Origin of the sequence: Stenotrophomonas sp. HMSC10F06, from assembly GCF_001807865.1 — a bacterium.
GTDB classification, from domain to species: domain Bacteria; phylum Pseudomonadota; class Gammaproteobacteria; order Xanthomonadales; family Xanthomonadaceae; genus Stenotrophomonas; species Stenotrophomonas bentonitica_A.
Genome location: NZ_KV791268.1, coordinates 1 through 18263, shown reverse-complemented (window position 1 = coordinate 18263; position 18263 = coordinate 1). Strand labels below are relative to the sequence as shown.

The window sequence follows — 18263 nt, the reverse complement described above, 5'->3', positions numbered from 1 at the left end:
GCTGAAGCTCCTCCAGCAACACAGTTGCTACCTGCCACACCTGACGCTGTGACGAGTGCATTGGACGACAGCGACCTCTCCACGATCGCGCGTACGAACCGGCGTCTGCGATGACAGCGGTCACGCCCAAGGTTGATCCACGCCACGCGCGGATGCCGTTGATTTGCTTTGCTTTGCTTCGCTCTGCCTTACCGACCGCCATCCAGCCCCCTGTCTGGAGGGTGACGGATAGCGATGTGCAGGACCGTTGGAGCGCCATGGATGGCGCTCACGAGCCCCCAGGGATGGGTTTACGGCGGGTCCAGCACAGCGCTATCCGTCGCCCTCCAATAGTGAACATCCAAGGCGCCGCTCTGGCTCTGGCTCCGGCTCTAACTCTGGCGCTGGCCCTGAACAAAAAGAAAGGCCGCGCAATGCGCGGCCTTTCAGATGTTTCACACCACCAGAAACCTTACGGACGACGCTCCAGCGCTTCCACGTCCTTGGCCTTCGGCAGCAGATCCTGCTTGGTCACCGCCAGTGCGCCCATCGTCAGCAGCGGGCAGGCGATGAAGATCGACGACAGCGTACCGATCACCGCACCGATCATCTGGCTCAGCGCCAGCCCTTCCAGCGAACCACCGCCGTACAGGTACAGCGCCAGCACCGACAGGAAGAACACCAGCGAGGTGATGATCGTGCGCGACAGCGTCTGGTTGATCGAACGGTTCATCACTTCCAGCGGCTCGACGCGCAGGCTGCGGAAGTTTTCACGCACGCGGTCGAACACCACGATGGTGTCGTTGATCGAGAAGCCCATCACCGACAGCAGGCCGGCCAGCACGGTCAGATCGAACTCGCGGCCACTCAGCGAGAAGTAGCCCGCCACCACCAGCACGTCGAACAGCGTGGTGATGATCGCCACCATCGCGAACTTCCACTCAAAGCGGAAACCGATGTAGATCAGGAAGCCGATCAACACGAACAGCGCCGCGTACAGGCCGTTCAGGGCCAGCTCTTTACCCACCTGCGGGCCGACGAACTCGGCGCCGACGATGGCGGCCTGGTTGCCCTCCATCGAGATCGCCTTCTGCACGGCTTCGGCGGTGCGGTTGTTGGCTTCACCGGCGTTCTCGCCTTCGGCCATTTCCTGCGGCTGCAGGCGGATCAGCAGGTTGCTGCCGCTGCCGAAGCTCTGCACCTGGGCACCGGCATAGCCGGCGCCTTCCAGATGCTCACGCACGGCATCGACGTCAGCCGGCTTGTCGAAGCGCACTTCGACCACGGTGCCGCCGGTGAAGTCCAGCGCGTAGTTGAAGCCCTTGAAGGCAATGCAGCCGATGGCGGCAATGAACACCAGGGCAGCCAGCGAGACAGCCACCCAACGGGTGCGCATGAAGTCGAACTTGGTGTCGTTCGGGATCAGATGCAACGGGAAAAGTTTCATGGTTTCTATTCGCTTCCCGTCAGATGGCCAGGGTCTTGAGCTTCTTGCGGCGGCTGTAAACCAGCACGGCAAGGGCACGCGAGACGGTGATTGCAGTGAACATGGAGGCCAGGATGCCGACGATCATGGTCACGGCGAAGCCCTTCAGCGGGCCGGTACCGAACGCATACAACGCCACACCCGCCAGGATGCCGGTGAGGTTGGCGTCCAGGATGGTCCCGGAAGCCTTCTCGTAACCGGCCACGATGGCCGCCTTGGGCGGCATGCCGGCCCGCAGCTCTTCACGGATACGTTCGTTGATCAGCACGTTGGCGTCGACCGACAGGCCGATCGACAGCGCCAGGCCGGCGAAGCCGGGCAGCGTCATCGTCGCACCGAACAGCGACATCACCGCCACCACGATCAGCAGGTTGAACAGCATCGCCACCGAGGTGATCACGCCGAACATCCGGTAGTACACGGTGAAGAAGACCAAGGTGAACAGGAACGCGAAGCCGACCGCGGTCACGCCGCGCTCGACGTTCTCCGCACCCAGGCTCGGGCCGACGATGCGTTCTTCAACAAAGTCCATCGGCGCGGCCAGCGAGCCGGATTTCAGCAGCTTGGCCAGGTTGTCCGCCTCGAGCTTGTCCAGGCCGGTGGTCTGGAAGTTCTTGCCGAACACGCCGTTGATGTTGGCGACCGAGATCACCTCTTCCTTGACGCGGAAGCTGCGCACTTCCTTGCCGTCGACCACGTTCACGGTCGGGATGCGCTCGGTGTAGACCACCGCCATCGGCTTGTTCACGTTGGCGCTGGTGAAGTCGAACATGCGCTGGCCGCCGACGTTGTTCAGCGTCACGCTCACTGCTGCCGAACCGTTCTGGTCGGTGGTGGCCTGCGCGGCGACCATCTGGTCACCGGTCACGATCACGCGCTTGTTGAGCAGGATCGGGCCGCGGTTGTCGCGCTGCTGGTAGACCTTGGCCTCCGGCGGGATGCGGCCGCTGGCGATCGCGTCCTGGGCGTTGCCTTCAACCACGGCGCGGTATTCCAGCGTCGCGGTGGCACCGATCATGCGCTTGGCTTCGGCGGTGTCCTGCACGCCGGGCAGCTGCACGACCACGCGGTCGGCACCCTGGCGCTGGATGATCGGCTCGGCCACGCCCAACTGGTTGACGCGGTTGCGCAGCGTGTTGACGTTCTGTTCGATGGCGCCATTGGCGATCGCGGTCAGCTCCGTCTCCGGCATGCTGACGGTGATGCGGTTGCCCGCCACCTCATAGCCCAGCGTCGGCTGCGCCTTGACCATGACCTCGCGGGCACGCGCGGCCGCATCGGCACCGGCAGACGGGCTGATGGTGGCCACGATGGTGTTGTCGCCACGACGTTCGACGGACTGGTAGGCGATGCGGGCATCGCGCAGGCTGGTGCGCACGTCTTCGGCGTAGGCGTCCAGACGCTTGTCCAGTGCCGCCTTCTGGTCGACCTGCAGCACGAAGTGGACGCCGCCCTGCAGATCCAGACCCAGCACCATCGGCTTGGCGCCCAGGTCGCTCAGCCAGTCCGGCACGGTGGAAGCCAGGTTCAGGGCAACCACGTAGTCCTCGCCCATCTCGTCGCGCAGGGCGTCGTTGGCGGCGGTCTGCGCCTGCAGCGTCGGCAGGCGCACGATCAGGCTGTCGCCTTCCTTGGCCACCGACAGCGGCTCCACGCCGGCCTGCTTGAGGTCACCCAGCACACGGTCGCGCAGGGCGTCGTCGATCTGCCCGCCACGGTTGGCGGTGATCTGCACGGCAGGGTCCTTCTGGTAGATGTTGGGCAGCGCGTACAACGCACTGACCGCCAGCACGATCAGGATGAGGAAATACTTCCAGCGTGGAAATTCGAGCATTGCTTGGGTCCCGCGCGGTGCCCGTCCCGGCACCGCGGTTGAACGGAAAGGAGGTGGATCAGTTGGCCGACTTCAGCGTGCCGGTCGGCAGCACATTGCCCACGGCGCCCTTCTGCACGCGGATGCGCACGTTTTCGGCCACTTCGATGGTGATGAAGTTGTCGCCGATGTCGGTGACCACGCCGGCGATGCCGCCGTTGGTCAGCACTTCGTCACCGCGCTTGACCTTCTCCAGCATGGCCTTGTGTTCCTTCTGGCGCTTCATCTGCGGGCGGATCATCAGGAAGTACATGATCGCGATCAGGATGATCGGGAACAGCAGGGTGGTCAGACCCATGCCCTGCGGCTGGCCACCGGCGGCCTGGGCGTTGGCGGTGGGGATCAGGAAGGCGAGCAGGTTCATAGTGTGTCCTTGGGTTGGGAGGCGCCCCGCCCCCTTTGAGGGTCAGGGTGTCGCCGCGAAACGGGGGTCAGCCTCGAAGTATGCCATGGCCCCGGGAGTTCGTCCTTGGGCCGTTTGGCAGGGTCGGCGCGCCGGAGCGGCCGGCCGGGGTCACTTTACAGCGCGGGCGTGATCGCACCACGGGCCGCGTAGAAAGACTCGCGGAAGGCGGCAAAGGTTCCCGCCGCGATCGCCTCGCGCATGTCGGCCATCAACTTCTCGTAGTAATAGAGGTTGTGGATGGTGCCCAGCATGGGCGCCAGCATCTCGTTGCAGCGGTCCAGGTGGCGCAGGTAGGAGCGCGTGTAACCGCTGGTGCAGGCGTGGCAGCCGCAGCCCGGCTCGATGGTGTCCATGTCGCGCTCGTAGCGGGCGTTGCGGATGCGCACGGTGCCGAACGAGGTGAAATAGTGGCCGTTGCGGGCGTTGCGGGTCGGCATCACGCAATCGAACATGTCCACGCCACGGGCGACGCCTTCGACCAGATCTTCCGGGCGGCCCACGCCCATCAGGTAGCGCGGGCGGTCGGCCGGCAGGATCGGGTGCATGTGGTCGAGCATGGCGTTGCGCTCGTGCTCGGGCTCGCCCACGGCCAGGCCACCGATGGCGTACCCGTCAAAGCCGATCTGCTGCAGGCCTTCGGCCGAGCGGCTGCGCAGGTCGTGATGGACACCGCCCTGGACGATGCCGAACAGCGCTGCGTCATTGCCCAGTTCATCGTGCGCGTTGCGGCTGCGCTGGGCCCAGCGCAGGCTGAGCTCCATCGAGGTGCGCGCGACCGGCTCGGTGGCCGGGTACGGGGTGCACTCGTCGAAGATCATCACCACGTCCGAATCGAGCACCTTCTGGATGCGCATGCTCTCTTCCGGACCCAGGAACACACGGGCCCCGTCTGTCGGCGAGGAGAAGGTCACGCCCTGCTCGGTGATCTTGCGGCGGTGGGCCAGCGAGAACACCTGGAAACCGCCGGAGTCGGTCAGGATCGGGCCATTCCAGCGCGCGAAGCCGTGCAGGCCGCCGTGGTCGGCGATCACGTCCAGGCCCGGGCGCAGGTACAGATGGAAGGTATTGCCGAGGATGATCTCCGCACCCAGCGCGCGGATCTGCTCCGGCAGGATGCCCTTCACCGAGCCATAGGTGCCCACCGGCATGAAGGCCGGGGTTTCCACGGTCCCGCGCGGGAAGGTCAGGCGGCCGCGGCGGGCGCGACCGTCGGTGGTCTGGAGCTGGAACTGGAGTCGGGACATGGAGCGGTCATTCGGGCAGATAGTCTGCCATTGTCGCCGAAAACGGCCGCGCCTGCCCCGCCCCAGTTATTCGCCCTGCGGGAACAGCAGCATCGCATCGCCATAGCTGAAGAAGCGGTACTTCTCCGCGATCGCCGCCTGATAGGCCTCGAATACGCGGTCCTTGCCGGCAAAGGCGGAAATCATCATCAGCAGCGTGCTTTCCGGCAGATGGAAGTTGGTCACCATCGCGTCCACGCTGCGGATCCGGTAGCCGGGGGTGATGAAGATCTGGGTTTCACCAGCGTACGGCAGCAGCTCGCCGTCGCGCATGGCGCTTTCCAGGGCCCGCACCACCGTGGTGCCGACGCCGATCACCCGGCCACCCGCGGCCCGGGTGCGGCGCACCTGCTGCACCAGTCCGGCGCCGACGTTCAGCCATTCGCGGTGCATCACGTGGTCGGTCAGATCGTCCACGCGGACCGGCTGGAAGGTGCCCGCGCCCACGTGCAGGGTCACATGGCCGAACTCCACGCCCTTTTCCTTCAACGTGGCCAGCAGGGCCTCATCGAAGTGCAGGCCGGCGGTCGGGGCCGCCACCGCGCCGATCTCGCGGGCAAAGACCGTCTGGTAACGCTCGCGGTCGTCCACGCCCGGCTCGCGCTGGATGTAAGGCGGCAACGGCAGCCGGCCGGCGTGCAGCAGCCACTGCTCCAGCGCCTCGGGCACGTGGAACTGCAGCACGTAGAACTCGCCGTCGCGCCCCAGCACTTCGGCCTCGCCACCGGCATCCAGGGCAATGCGGCTGCCCGGCTTGGGCGACTTGCTGGCGCCGACCTGGGCCCGCGCCTGCTGGCCACCGAGCAGGCGCTCGATCAGGATTTCGACACGGCCCCCGCTGGCCTTCTGGCCGAACAGGCGCGCCGGGATCACCCGGGTATCGTTGAACACCATCAGGTCGCCTTCCCGCAGCAGCTCGGGCAGGTCGCGCACCTGGCGGTGATCGAAGGCGGCCGGGGCCGGCGGCACCACCATCAGGCGGCTGGCCGAACGCTCGGCGAGCGGAGCCTGGGCAATCAGTTCAGGCGGCAGGTCGTAGTTGAAATCGGACTTCTTCAAGGGAGCGCACGGCAACGTGTAGGCAATGTCGGCCATTGTACGACTGGCTCCCGGTAGCAACCCAGCCTTGCGCGAACGTCGCGCAAAATGCTGCTTTGCAACAGTTTTTGGCGGGGTTATCGCGCGAAAAACCGCGTGCTAGCATCGAGCCGGAAGTCTGATGCACGAGCAGGAATGCCCGAAGCGCGCGCGAATAGACGCGCGTTTTGCTTTTCCGCCGTGCCGCCATCGTTTCAGGAGATCTGCAATGAGCTTCATCGAACGTCTTGCCCCACTCCGCGCCCAGCCGGGCACCCGCCTCACCACCGGCCTGGATGACGCCACCCTCGAACGCCTCGCCGCCGGCCACCCCGCGCTGGTCGCCGCCATCGACGCCGCCGCCACTGAGTTCGAGCGCGTGCGCGCCGATCTGGGCGACCTGCTGGCCCTGGACGAGCGCGCCCAGATCGATGCGATGCAGGACGGCTTCGTCAACTTCTATGCCGACGATGCGGTCACCCCGTACGTCGCCCTGGCCGCCCGTGGCGCATGGGTGGTCACGCTGAAGGGCGCGGTGCTGTACGACGCCGGCGGCTACGGCATGCTGGGCTTTGGCCACACCCCCGAAGCGGTGATGGACGCCATGGCGGCCCCGCAGGTGATGGCCAATGTGATGACCCCCAGCCTGTCCCAGCAGCGCTTCATCCAGGCCCTGCGCAAGGAGATCGGCCACCGCCGCGGTGGGTGCCCGTACAGCCACTTCATGTGCCTCAATTCCGGCTCCGAAGCGGTCGGCCTGGCCGCCCGCATCGCCGACGTCAACGCCAAGCTGCAGACCGATCCGGGGGCCCGCCACGCTGGCGCCAGGATCAAGCGCGTGGTGGTGAAGGGCAGCTTCCACGGCCGCACCGACCGCCCGGGCCTGTATTCCGATTCCAGCCGCAAGACCTACATGCAGCACCTGGCCAGCTACCGGGGCGAAGACAGCGTGATCGCGATCGCGCCGTACGACGAAGACGCACTCAAGCGCGTGTTTGCCGAGGCCGAGCAGAACCATTGGTTCATCGAGGCGATCTTCCTGGAGCCGGTGATGGGCGAAGGCGACCCGGGCCGTTCGGTGCCGCCGTCGTTCTATGCGCTGGCCCGTGAGCTGACCCGCCAGCACGGCAGCCTGCTGCTGCTCGACTCGATCCAGGCCGGCCTGCGCGCGCACGGCGTGCTCTCGATCGTGGATTACCCGGGCTTCGAAGGCCTGGATGTGCCGGACATGGAAACCTATTCCAAGGCGCTCAATGCGGCCCAGTTCCCGCTCTCGGTGCTGGCCGTGACCGAGCATGCGGCGCAGCTGTATCGCAAGGGCATCTACGGCAACACCATGACCTCCAACCCGCGGGCACTGGACGTGGCCTGCGCCACGCTGTCGCTGCTGACCCCGCAGGTGCGCGAGAACATCCGCGTGCGTGGCGAGGAAGCGGTGCGCAAGCTGGAACAGCTCAAGACCGAGCTGGGCGGGCTGATCACCAAGGTCCAGGGCACCGGCCTGCTGTTCTCCTGCGAGCTGGCACCGCAGTTCAAGTGCTACGGCGCCGGCTCCACCGAGGAATGGCTGCGCAACCACGGCATCAACGTGATCCACGGCGGCGAGAACTCGCTGCGGTTCACCCCGCATTTCGGCATGGACGGCGAAGAGCTGGACCTGCTGGTCGGGCTGGTGGGCCGGGCGCTGAAGGAAGGCCCGCGCCGCGAGCAGTCGCAGGCGGCCTGAGGCCGGCGGTACGGACAACGGCAGCCGACCGTTGGTCGGCCGCCACGAACCCGGTAGAGCCGACCGTTGGTCGGCTCCCATCAACCCGGGTAGAGCCGACCGTTGGTCGGCTTCCACAAATCCGGCAGAGCGACCATTACCCAGCCACCATCCCCCGGCCCCGATTGGCCTCCCCGCCCATAACGCGCGATAATCACCGCCCGCATCCGCGGAACGACACCCCGTCACGAGACCGGAACACTGGTCATCGGCGGGGCTTTTTCGTTTCCGCCGCGTCAGTTTCTGAACACAGGAAGATCCAATGAAGTCGATTTGCGTTTACTGTGGTTCCAACCCCGGCAGCAAGCCGGTCTACACCGAGCGCGCCATCGCGCTGGGTGACCGGATCGCCCGGGATGGCCTGCGCCTGGTATACGGCGGCGGCAACGTCGGCCTGATGGGTACCGTGGCCAATTCCGTGCTTGCAGGTGGCGGCGAAGTCACCGGCGTGATCCCGCAGCAGCTGGCGGATTGGGAAGTGGCCCACCGCGGCCTGACCGAACTGGAAATCGTCGGTTCGATGCACGAGCGCAAGTCGCGCATGTTCGATCTGTCCGATGCGTTCGTGGCCCTGCCCGGTGGCTTCGGCACGATGGAAGAAATCTTCGAAATGCTGACCTGGCGCCAGCTGGGCATCGGCAACAAGCCCTGCGCGTTCCTGGATGTGGATGGCTTCTACGCCCCGCTGATCGGCATGATCGATCGCATGGTCGAAGAGCGCTTCCTGCACCCGGCCCAGCGCGCGGACCTGTGGTACGGCTCGGACATCGATGAAATGCTTGCCTGGATGCGCGCCTACGAGCCGGCGCAGGCCTCCAAGTGGATCGACGAGAAGCGGGCCAACGCGCTGCGTTGATCCCTGTGCTGCCGCGACGGTTCAGGCCGTCGCGGTGGTCGCCATCGGGGCCGGCCGGCCCAGCAGATAGCCCTGGCCGTAATCGCACCCCAGCTGCAGCAACGTGTCGTGCTGGGCCTGGGTCTCGATCCCCTCGCCCACCGTTTCGATGCCCAGCGTGCGTGCCAGCGACAGCACGCCCTGCACCAGCGCGTGCGTGCTCTGCATGTCCTGCCCGTGCAGGCCGGCGATGAACGATTGATCGATCTTCAGCGTCGAGATCGGGAAGCGATGCAGGTAGGACAGCGCCGAGAAGCCGGTGCCGAAATCATCCAGCTGCACCAGCACGCCGCGCTCGCGCAGGGTCTGCAGGATGCGCAGCGTGCGCGGGCCGTCATCCAGCAGCGCCACCTCGGTGATCTCCAGCCGCAGCCGGTGCGGATCGGCGCCGGCCGCTTCGATCAGGCCGAACAGGCGCGTGCTGAAATCGGCCGAGCGGAAGTGCCGCGGGGACACATTGACGGACAGATACCCACGGCCGCCACGCGCAAGCTGGGTGATCACCTGCTCGTACAGCAGCCAGTCCACCTGTTCGATCAGGCCACTTTCTTCCCCCAGGTCCAGGAAGGCGCTGGGCAGCAGCAACCCGCGGCGCTCGTGCTGCCAGCGCAACAGCGCTTCGTGGCCAACCAGCTCACCATCGCTGAGCCGCACGATCGGCTGATAGAACGGCATGAAATCGCGGTTGATGATGGCCCGGCGCAGGTCCGCCTCCAGGTCCAAGCTGCGCAGGGCCTGCTCGCGCATCGCCTCATCGAACACCGCACAGCGATCATTGCCCTGCGCCTTGGCGCGGTACATCGCCGCATCCGCATCGCGCACCAGCTCTTCGCCGTTGCGGTAGCGGGGGTTCCACATGGCGATGCCGAGGCTGCCGGAGGGGAACAGTTCGCGCCCCTTCACCCACATCGATTCTTCCAGCGCCACCAGCATGCGCTGTGAGAACTCCAGCGCCGAGGCCAGGCCATCGCCGCACTGGAGCAGGATCGCGAACTCATCCCCGCCCAGCCGGGCGACCACATCCTGTGCGGAGATCATCGAGACGATGCGCTTGGCCACCTCGACCAGCATCTGATCACCCGCGGCATGGCCGATGCTGTCATTGACCAGCTTGAAGCGGTCCAGATCCAGGAACAGCACCGCAAAGCCCTGTCCCTCGCTGGCGCGCGCACGTGCGATCGCATCTTCCAGCCGGTCCAGCAGATGCAGGCGATTGGGCAGTCCGGTCAGCGCATCATGCATGGCCTGATGGGTGAGGCGCTGCTCAGCGCGCAGGCGCTCGCCGATCTGGCCCAGCAGCTTGTCGTTGACGTCGGCCAGCTCGCGGGTGCGCTCGTCCACGCGCCTTTCCAGATCAGCATGCGCATTGCGCAACCGCTCCTGGTCGCGCTGGCGCGCCAGCCCGTTGCCGATGTTCTGCGCCACGAAGGTCAGCAGCCGCTGATCGTGCACGGTGAACACCACCTCCGGCGAATAACTCTGCACCACGATCACGCCGACCACATCGTCATCGCTCAGCAACGGCACGCCCAGCCAGCAGTTCGAACGCGCGCCGAACTCGCGCACCACCCCACTCTCGCGCAGCGCATCGATGCGCTCGCGGGTGGCCAGCAGCGGCTGGCGGTTGCGCACGATGAATTCGGTCAAGCCATCACTGAAGGGCCGCGGTGCTCGCGACGGGTTGTACTCGTCCACCGAGTAGACGAACTCCAGCCCGTCACCTTTTTCGTTGACCAGGGCGATATAGAAATTGCGCGCATCCAGCAGCGTGCCGACGACGCCATGCACCTGGCCGTAGTACTGCGACAGCGACTCGGCGCTCATCGCCAGCTCGGCGATGTTGAACAGCGCCATCTGCAGTTTCTCAGCGCGGCGGCGTTCGACCACCTCCTCCTGCAGGTTGCGGTTGGCGCGCTGCAGCTCGACCGTGCGGCGCTCCACCTGCCGCTCCAGCTGTACCTGCGCCTGGCGCCGGTCCATCGCGGTCAGGATGTGCTGGGCGACATAGCCCAGCAGCGTGCGGTCGGCCTCGCCATAGCGCGCGCGATGCTCGTAGCTCTGCACCACGATCGCACCGCATACGCGCCCGTCGCGCAGCATCGGCACGCCCAGCCAGTCCAGGCTCTCGGGCCCACGCTCGGGGTCGTGTTCGTCATCGAGGATGGCCAGCAGCTCGCGCGAGGGCCCACTCAATGGCTCGCCATGCCGCAATAGCGCGAAGGTTAGGCTGCGCGGCATTTCGTGTTCTTCGTAGCTGCGGTCCGGGTCGGCGACGAAATCATCTTTCTGATCGGCGAAGTACAGGAAGCGGACCCGGTGGCGAACGTCGTCGTACTCAACGATGAAGCAGTTCTGCGCATACATCAGGGAATTGAGCACGCGGTGGAAGTGGCGCAGCATCTCGGCCATTTCCAGATCGGCACCGGCCAGATCGGCGATTTCATACAGTGCCTGCTGCAGGCGCTTGGAGTCTTCCAGCGAGGCGATCTCGCGCCGCTGCCGGGCCAGCAGCACGGTGCTCTGGAACAGGCAGCGCGCGGCCGTCCACCAGCTGTCCGGTGGCGGCGTATCGCCGGCCAGTGACACGTCCAGGGTCAGTTCCGAGCCGCCATGGTGCCAGCATTGCTGCAGGGCCAGCCGCGCCGATGCCGCCTGCTGCCGCGGAGCGGTGGGACCGGGCCCTGCGGCGCCGCCTTCCGGGTGGCCGTGGCGGCCCTCGCCCAGCACCGGGTCCGACCAAGCCAGGGCGACCGCTGCGCCCGCCGGCAACTGGGCGCACAACGCCGTGGCGACCGCGGCAGGAATCACCGCATCACCGTCGCGTTGCACTGAAGAGGTCACCATCTGGCTGGACACGTCGCTCATCTCTCGGGCGCCGGCTGCCCGGCACCTCCCCTGTCCTGCGAGCATAACGCGCGGACCGGGGGGCAATGGAAGCGTCTCAACCCCGTCCGGCGTTGCTGGACGTTCTTGATCCTGTGCCCCAGGTCATCGCCATGCCAACCCGTTCCGCCGCCCGGCGCCCCATCGACTATGCGAACACCCCCGCAGCGCTTACTCTGTCGGCCGTGGACGCCCTTGCCCTGCCGACTGATGAAGCGCTGATGCTGGCCTGGGCCGGCGGCGACCTGCGTGCGTTCGAGGCGCTGTATGGCCGTCATCGCAGCCGTCTGTACAGCTTCCTGCTGCGCCAGCTGCGCGATGGCGCGTTGGCCGATGAGATGTTCCAGGATGTCTGGCAGCGGGTGATCGCCGCGCGGGCCGGCTGGCAGCCCGAGGCCGCCTTTACCACCTGGCTATTCCGGATCGCCCACAACCGCCTCAATGCCCACTGGCGTGCGGCCAGGCACCGGCCGTCGGCCCCGATCGACGCCGATGAGCGGGTCGCGGCGATCACCGATGCGCGCACCCCCGAATCCCAGCTGTCCGAATTCGAACAGCGCCGCCAACTGCAGCTGGCGATGGAGCAGTTGCCGCCCGAGCAGCGCGAGGTCCTGCAGTTGCGCCTGGAACAGGAACTGAGCCTGGAAGAGATTGCCGAGATCACCGGGGTCGGCCGCGAGACCGTCAAATCGCGGCTGCGCTATGCCATGGATAAACTCCGTGTGGGGTTGACCGTATGAACCGCCCGGATCCGCTGACCCCTGAAGAACGCGAACTGGCCCGGCTGCTGGGCCGGCCCAGTGCCACCGGGCCCGCGCCGGCGATCGACGAGGCCGTGCTGGCGGCCGCGCGCACCGCCGTGGAAGCACCGGCGGCCGATGCGGCCACCTGGAAGCTCCCGCCCGATGCGCCCCGCCGTTCGCGGCGCCCGCGCTCGCGGCTTCCGGCGGCGTTCGGGCTGGCCGCCTCGGTGATCTTCGCGGTGGGCATCGCGTGGCAGCTCAAGCCCGACGACCCGCCCGCGCCCCCTCTGGCCGAGCCGGTCGCTGCCCCGGCCTCGAGCGCCGCAGTCACCGACGCTGCACCGGCGATGGATGCCGCGCCGTCTCCGCCACCGCCTGACGCGGCACCGCCGGTGGTGCAGCAGCAGCGCGCGGCCAAGCCCCAGGCACAGGCCCCGGCACACCCCACACCTGCTCCAGCCGCCGCGCCGCCGGCACCCGAACGCGCACGGCGCGTCGCAGCGCCGCGCCCGGAAGCCATCGCCGCGCCTGTACCGCCCGCCCCGGCCCCGGTGCAGGCGCCGGCACCGATGATGTCGGCCCCGGCGCCCGAAGCGGCCACCTCCTATGCGATGGAGGCGGCAGAACCGGCGCTGGACCGTGTCGTGGTGACCGGCTCCACCCTCGAGCGCAAAGCGCCGCGCGCCGCCTCCACGAGCGCCGCACCGGCCAAGCCCGCGCCCAGCGCGCCTGGCGTGATGCGTCGTGCGGCCGCGCCGATGGCGGTACCCGCCTCGGCAGACGACGCCGTGCGCGCCCTGCATCAGGCCGTCGCGGCCGACGCCGGCCTGCCGCGCAAACAGTGGCTCAAGCGCATCCGCGAGCGTCGCGATGCCGGTGACGTGGATACCGCGCGTGCCAGTCTGGAACGCTACCTCCAGCAATACCCGGAAGTGCGCATCCCGCGCGATCTGCGCCAGCTGCTCGAGAACTGACGCTGCGCGCACGGTGAACGGGCATCCCCACTAGAATGGTGGGAATGCCCGATACGCTCGCCACCACCGTCCGCCACAGCCTGGACATCAAGCACAGCCGCTTCATCGCCCATGCCGCGCCGATTCCACACGTGGCCGCCGCGCTGGAATTCCTGCAGCAGGTTGCCGTCGTGGATGCCACCCACAACTGCTGGGCCTATCGCTACGGCAACGACTACCGTTCCAGCGACGACGGCGAGCCCGCTGGCACCGCCGGCCGCCCGATCCTGGCGGCGATCGATGGCCAGGGCTTCGACCGGGTGATGGTCGTGGTCACCCGCTGGTACGGCGGCATCAAGCTCGGCGCGGGCGGCTTGGTGCGCGCCTACGGCGGTACCGCCGCCGAGTGCCTGCGGGTCGCGCCACGGCTGCCTCTGATCGCCATGGCCGAACTGGATGTGCACGCCGGCTTCGAAGATCTGGGCCCGCTGCATGCCGCGCTGGGCGCGCATCTGGCCGAAAAAGTGGGCGAAGCCTTCACCGCCGACGGCGTGAACCTGCACCTGCGCTTGCCGGCCGATCAGGTCGAGCTGTTGAAAAACCGCCTCCGCGACGCCACTCGTGATCGTGTCCGTATTGAATCCCGCATCGAACCAGGCCCATCGAATGACTGACGCACCCGCTCCGCAAGACACGCCGATGCGCCGCTTGGGCAGCTTGAACACGCTGTGGCCATTCGTGCGCCGCCATGTCGGGCTGTTCAGCGCCTGGCTGGTGGCCCTGGCCGTGTCCTCGGTGGCTACGCTGAGCCTGCCGGTCGCGGTCCGCCAGATGATCGACCACGGCTTCAACAGTGGGGGCCAGATCAACAAGGCCTTTGCCCTGCTGTTCCTGGTCGCGGTGGTGCTGGCGCTGGCCACGGCCGCTCGCTTTTTCTTCGTCTCCCTGCTGGGGGAAAAGGTCGTCGCCGACCTGCGCAGCCGCCTGTACGCGCACCTGATCACCCTGGGCGCCGGCTTCCATGACCGCAGCCGCAGCGGCGAGCTGGTCTCGCGCCTGACCGCCGACAGCGAACTGCTGCGCAGCGTGATCGGCTCGACCATGTCGGTGGCCCTGCGCAGCAGCGTCACCGTGATCGGCAGCCTGGTGATGCTGTTCGTGACCAGCCCCCACCTGGCGGCCTGGTCGCTGGTCGGCATTCCGCTGGCGGTGCTGCCGATCATCATTGGCGCCCGCCGCCTGCGCAGCATCGCGCGCGCCAGCCAGGACCGCATCGCCGATGCCAACAGCCTGGCTTCGGAAACCCTGGGCGCGGTACGCACCGTGCAGGCGCACGCGCGCGAGCCCTATGAACGTGGCCGCTTCAACGCCGCCCTCAGCGATGCCATCGGTGCCGCACGCCGGCGCATCCGCGCACAATCGATCGTCACCGCCAGCGCCATCGTGCTGGTATTCGGCGCGATCGTCGGCGTGCTGTGGTTGGGCGCGCACGAGGTGATCGACGGCAACATGAGTGCCGGCACCCTGGGCCAGTTCGTGCTGTACGCGCTGATCGGCGGCGGCTCGGTCGGCGCACTGGCCGAAGTCTGGAACGAACTGCAGCGTGCCTCCGGTGGCATGGGCCGGATTGCCGAGCTGCTGCAGGAAGAGGTCGAGATCACCGCCCCCGCCAATCCCACCGCGTTGCCGCAGCCACTGCGCGGCGAGATCCGGTTCGAGGAGGTGGTGTTCCATTACCCGCAGCGCCCGGATACGGCCGCCCTGGATCATGTGGACCTGCACGTGCGACCGGGTGAAACGGTCGCGCTGGTCGGCCCCTCCGGCGCCGGCAAGAGCACCATCCTGTCGATGCTGCTGCGCTTCCACGATCCGGCTGCCGGCCGCATCCTCGTGGACGGCGTGGACCTGCGCCAGGTCGACCCCGCGCAGCTGCGCGAGCAGCTGGCACTGGTGCCGCAGCAGCCGACGCTGTTTGCCAGCAGCGCGTTCGAGAACATCCGCTACGGGCGCCTGGATGCGACCGATGAAGAGGTACAGCGCGCGGCCGAAGCGGCCGAGGCCGATGAGTTCCTGCGCGCACTGCCCGAGGGGTATGCCAGCGAGCTTGGCGAGCGCGGTGCGCGCCTGTCCGGCGGCCAGCAGCAGCGCATCGCGATCGCGCGCGCCCTGCTCAAGAACGCGCCGATCCTGTTGCTCGACGAAGCCACCAGCGCGCTGGATGCACAGAGCGAGCGCGCCGTGCAGCAGGCGCTGGAGCGCCTGATGGCCGGGCGCACCACGCTGGTGATCGCGCACCGCCTGGCCACCGTGCTCAAGGCCGACCGCATCGTGGTGATGGACCACGGTCGCATCGTGGCCCAGGGCACGCATGCCGAACTGCTGGCCGAAGGCGGTCTCTACGCCGAACTGGCGCGCCTGCAGTTCATCGATTGATGACGGGCCGGTAACACCGGACGTCGCATCCTGCAGCCCTCACTGGATGCGCTGCAGGAGGTGTTTCATGTCGTTCCGACAGTTTCCCGCCACCGATGCCAACGGCGACGACTACGTCATCATCGAGTTCAAGGACGAGCAGGTCGATGCGCCCGCCGGCAACAGCCAGGGGGCGCGCTATGAGTTGGCCGACGGCCGCCATCTGATCCGCGACGGTCGCCAGTTCCGGACCGCCGGTGGTGAGCTCACCCTCACCACCTGACGCCCGGCAAAAAAGTTGCACGGATGTTGGTCATTTTTTGACCAAGTATCTTGACAGCCTTTTGGCGCAAGGCGCGAACACACTTATCCACACGTTTGTGCGCAGATCATCCACACCCCCTGTGGATGAATGTTGCACTGCACCGTGTCAGCGCACCAGCACGCGGCCGATCCCGGACGCATCGATCTCGATGGCGGCCGCCTGCAGTGCCAACGCGTCGCTGCCCGCCACGAACCCCACCCGGAAGTGCACCTCACCGGCGGGCGTGCGCGAGGAATGGATCGACGCCAGGCTGACCCGGTGCCGCTCGAACACGTGGAGCAGCTCGCGCAGGGAACCCGGCCGGTCTTCCGGCAGATGCACGCTGATCGCATTGCGCTCGGTCAGATCCGCGAGCAGGTACCCGACCCGCTCGAAGGTGTAGTTGCCATCGGCCAGCACCCCGGTTCCCAGGCTGTCACGATTATCCAGCAACAGCTGCTGTCGGAACGCTGCCCTTGCCGCGTCATCGCCCTGCTCCAGCTGCGCGCGAAGCTGCTGCAACTGGGCCAGCAAGCGGTCCAGCATCGGTGCGACGTGCGGATTGCCGAACTGGATGTCTTCGTAGATCGCCGGATTGAGCGACAGGATGCGCGCGATGATCGCGGTATCCAGTTCGAACGAGGCCGAACGGTACGGCATCAACGCCGGCAAGGCGCCCAGGATCGGCGCGTACTCGCGCAGTACGCCGGCCTGCGCCAGATGGGTGGCATGCACCATTGCCTGCACCAGCGCCATGACCTGGTCGTGGTGATCCGGCGTGGCGCGCACGCACTCGGCTTCCAGCGCGTCGCACAGCTGCTGCACGAACGGCTGCCACTGCGACAGGCGCGCCTCGCAGACCACCATCACCCGGCCCTTGAGCGTGGGTGCCTTGGGCGGTGCGGTCATCGGGTGCAGGCCCACCACCTCCGCCTGCGAGGCGAGCATCGCCTCCACCGGTGCGGATTTGACCGAGGTGACATCCAGCCACAACCGACCGGCTTCGCGACCGGCAGAGCGCGCCGCATAGTCGGCGATCAGCGCCGGCGTGTGCCGGATCGGTGCGGAGAAGATCAACACCTCCGCGCGGTCCAGCAGCGTCTCCGGGCTGTCCGATGCGGCATCGGCCGGGTCATGCCCGATGACCTCCAGCCCAAGACGTTGTTCCAGGAAGCGGCGCAGCCAGCGCCCGTAGGCACCGTCGCTGCCGACGATGCCCACCACCGGTGTCAGACTCACGCCAGACGCTCGGGAACGAAACGATCGGGCAGCGCCAGCGCCGCCGGCGCCGCGGCCAGCACATCGAACTCTTCGTGGCCGTTGGCCAGCGTGGTTTCCAGCGCGACATGCACGCCGGCGATGGCGCGCGAGATCGCCTGTTCGAAGGTTTCGCCACGCAGCAGGAAGGCGACCAGCAGCGACATCAGCACGTCGCCCGTCCCGGCCACGTCCACCGGCAGATGCGGCGAGGACCAGCGCCAGATGGCATCACGGCTGACCGCCAGCGTGACCAGCTGGCCCGGATCACCGCCGACGCTGTGCGCCAGCACCCATTCCGGACCGCGTGCGAGCAGGGCCTGCGAGGCGGCGATCGCATCGTCCTGGGCCAGGCTCGGCATCCCCGTGAGGCGGCCGAGTTCGAAGGCATTGGGCGTGACCAGCCAGGCGTGCGGAAGCAGACGCTCGGCGAACACTTTTTCCAGGCCCGGCTCTACGTAAGGGCCCGTATGGGTGTCGCCGATGACCGGGTCCAGGCAGTAGCGCAGCTGTGGCGAGGACGGCAACACCGCATCGAGCCAATCGGCGAAGGCCGCACCGTTGCCGACGCTGCCGAAGTAACCGGAAACCAGCATCCGCGCGCGTTGCGGCAGGCCGCGCTCGCCCGCACCCAGGAGCAGGTCGGCGAACCAGTCTGAGGGCAGCACGCGGCCACGCGTGGTCTCGTAGAACGGCGCGTTGCTGAGCAGCGTGGTGGGGATTTCGGCCACGCGCACGCCCAGCGCGCGCAGCGGCGGCACGGCAGCGCTGTTGCCGGCATAGCCGTAGACCAGCTGCGACTGGACCGAGATGACGTCGACCGGCGACGGACCGTCCGGGCGCTGGCGGCGGCCGTGGACCAGGTGGCTTTCGAGGGATTCGTTCATGCCGACATTTTACGCCCGGCGCCGCCCGGTAGAGCCACCCCATGGGTGGCTGTCGATCCA

At 67.4% G+C, this 18263-nt stretch carries 15 protein-coding genes; 7 read left to right on the top strand and 8 right to left on the bottom strand.

What is annotated here, in order from left to right; translation table 11 throughout:
- Positions 1-451: 451 nt before the first annotated feature.
- The 5 genes from secF to queA form a co-directional block, all read right to left on the bottom strand.
- Positions 452-1426: a protein translocase subunit SecF gene (secF, locus tag HMPREF3113_RS08545; protein ID WP_019183139.1), complete on the bottom strand. Its 975-nt coding sequence runs from the start codon at positions 1424-1426 to the stop codon at positions 452-454.
- Positions 1427-1445: 19 nt separating this feature from the next.
- A complete protein-coding gene (secD, locus tag HMPREF3113_RS08540; RefSeq protein ID WP_070427176.1) occupies positions 1446-3299 on the bottom strand; it encodes a protein translocase subunit SecD in 1854 nt (617 codons plus the stop codon).
- A 58-nt stretch (positions 3300-3357) separates the two neighbouring features.
- Positions 3358-3702, bottom strand: a complete 345-nt coding sequence (gene yajC, locus HMPREF3113_RS08535; protein WP_019183141.1) for a preprotein translocase subunit YajC — start codon at positions 3700-3702, stop codon at positions 3358-3360.
- A gap of 155 nt (positions 3703-3857) precedes the next feature.
- Positions 3858-4988 carry a tRNA guanosine(34) transglycosylase Tgt gene (tgt, locus tag HMPREF3113_RS08530; RefSeq protein ID WP_070471778.1) on the bottom strand — a complete coding sequence of 377 codons (1131 nt, stop codon included), beginning with the start codon at positions 4986-4988 and terminating at the stop codon, positions 3858-3860.
- Between the two features lie 66 nt (positions 4989-5054).
- Positions 5055-6086, bottom strand: a complete 1032-nt coding sequence (queA, locus tag HMPREF3113_RS08525; protein ID WP_070471777.1) for a tRNA preQ1(34) S-adenosylmethionine ribosyltransferase-isomerase QueA — start codon at positions 6084-6086, stop codon at positions 5055-5057.
- 247 nt (positions 6087-6333) lie between these two features.
- Between queA and HMPREF3113_RS08520 the strand changes: the two genes are divergently transcribed.
- Together HMPREF3113_RS08520 and HMPREF3113_RS08515 are read left to right on the top strand one after the other, a co-directional pair.
- Positions 6334-7830, top strand: coding sequence for an aminotransferase class III-fold pyridoxal phosphate-dependent enzyme (locus tag HMPREF3113_RS08520; protein ID WP_070471776.1), 1497 nt, complete (start codon positions 6334-6336; stop codon positions 7828-7830).
- Between the two features lie 301 nt (positions 7831-8131).
- Positions 8132-8725 carry an LOG family protein gene (locus tag HMPREF3113_RS08515; protein WP_070471775.1) on the top strand — a complete coding sequence of 198 codons (594 nt, stop codon included), beginning with the start codon at positions 8132-8134 and terminating at the stop codon, positions 8723-8725.
- A 21-nt stretch (positions 8726-8746) separates the two neighbouring features.
- On the opposite strand, the gene HMPREF3113_RS08510 is transcribed toward HMPREF3113_RS08515, so the two are convergent.
- On the bottom strand, positions 8747-11629 hold the full coding sequence (locus HMPREF3113_RS08510; protein ID WP_070471774.1) for an EAL domain-containing protein: 2883 nt from the start codon (positions 11627-11629) through the stop codon (positions 8747-8749).
- 203 nt (positions 11630-11832) lie between these two features.
- Between HMPREF3113_RS08510 and HMPREF3113_RS08505 the strand changes: the two genes are divergently transcribed.
- The 5 genes from HMPREF3113_RS08505 (at position 11833) to HMPREF3113_RS08485 (ending at position 16038) form a co-directional block, all read left to right on the top strand.
- Complete coding sequence (locus HMPREF3113_RS08505; protein ID WP_070471779.1) at positions 11833-12387, top strand: RNA polymerase sigma factor; 555 nt, start codon at positions 11833-11835, stop codon at positions 12385-12387.
- The gene (locus tag HMPREF3113_RS08500; protein WP_070471773.1) at positions 12384-13364 is read left to right on the top strand and encodes a hypothetical protein; all 981 of its coding nucleotides are present in this window, start codon (positions 12384-12386) and stop codon (positions 13362-13364) included. Before HMPREF3113_RS08505 ends, HMPREF3113_RS08500 begins: the two co-directional genes overlap by 4 nt.
- 44 nt (positions 13365-13408) lie before the next feature.
- Positions 13409-14017, top strand: coding sequence for an IMPACT family protein (locus tag HMPREF3113_RS08495; RefSeq protein WP_083298753.1), 609 nt, complete (start codon positions 13409-13411; stop codon positions 14015-14017).
- Positions 14010-15776, top strand: a complete 1767-nt coding sequence (locus tag HMPREF3113_RS08490) for an ABC transporter transmembrane domain-containing protein (RefSeq protein ID WP_046272951.1) — start codon at positions 14010-14012, stop codon at positions 15774-15776. Before HMPREF3113_RS08495 ends, HMPREF3113_RS08490 begins: the two co-directional genes overlap by 8 nt.
- 67 nt (positions 15777-15843) lie before the next feature.
- Entirely contained in the window at positions 15844-16038 is a 195-nt protein-coding gene (locus HMPREF3113_RS08485; RefSeq protein WP_070427170.1) for a hypothetical protein, read from the top strand.
- Positions 16039-16185: 147 nt separating this feature from the next.
- On the opposite strand, the gene HMPREF3113_RS08480 is transcribed toward HMPREF3113_RS08485, so the two are convergent.
- Complete coding sequence (locus HMPREF3113_RS08480) at positions 16186-17298, bottom strand: prephenate dehydrogenase (RefSeq protein ID WP_070471771.1); 1113 nt, start codon at positions 17296-17298, stop codon at positions 16186-16188.
- Positions 17295-18203 (bottom strand): pyridoxal kinase, encoded by a 909-nt coding sequence (gene pdxY / locus HMPREF3113_RS08475; protein ID WP_019183153.1) that lies wholly within the window; start codon positions 18201-18203, stop codon positions 17295-17297. Before pdxY ends, HMPREF3113_RS08480 begins: the two co-directional genes overlap by 4 nt.
- Positions 18204-18263: the final 60 nt, after the last annotated feature.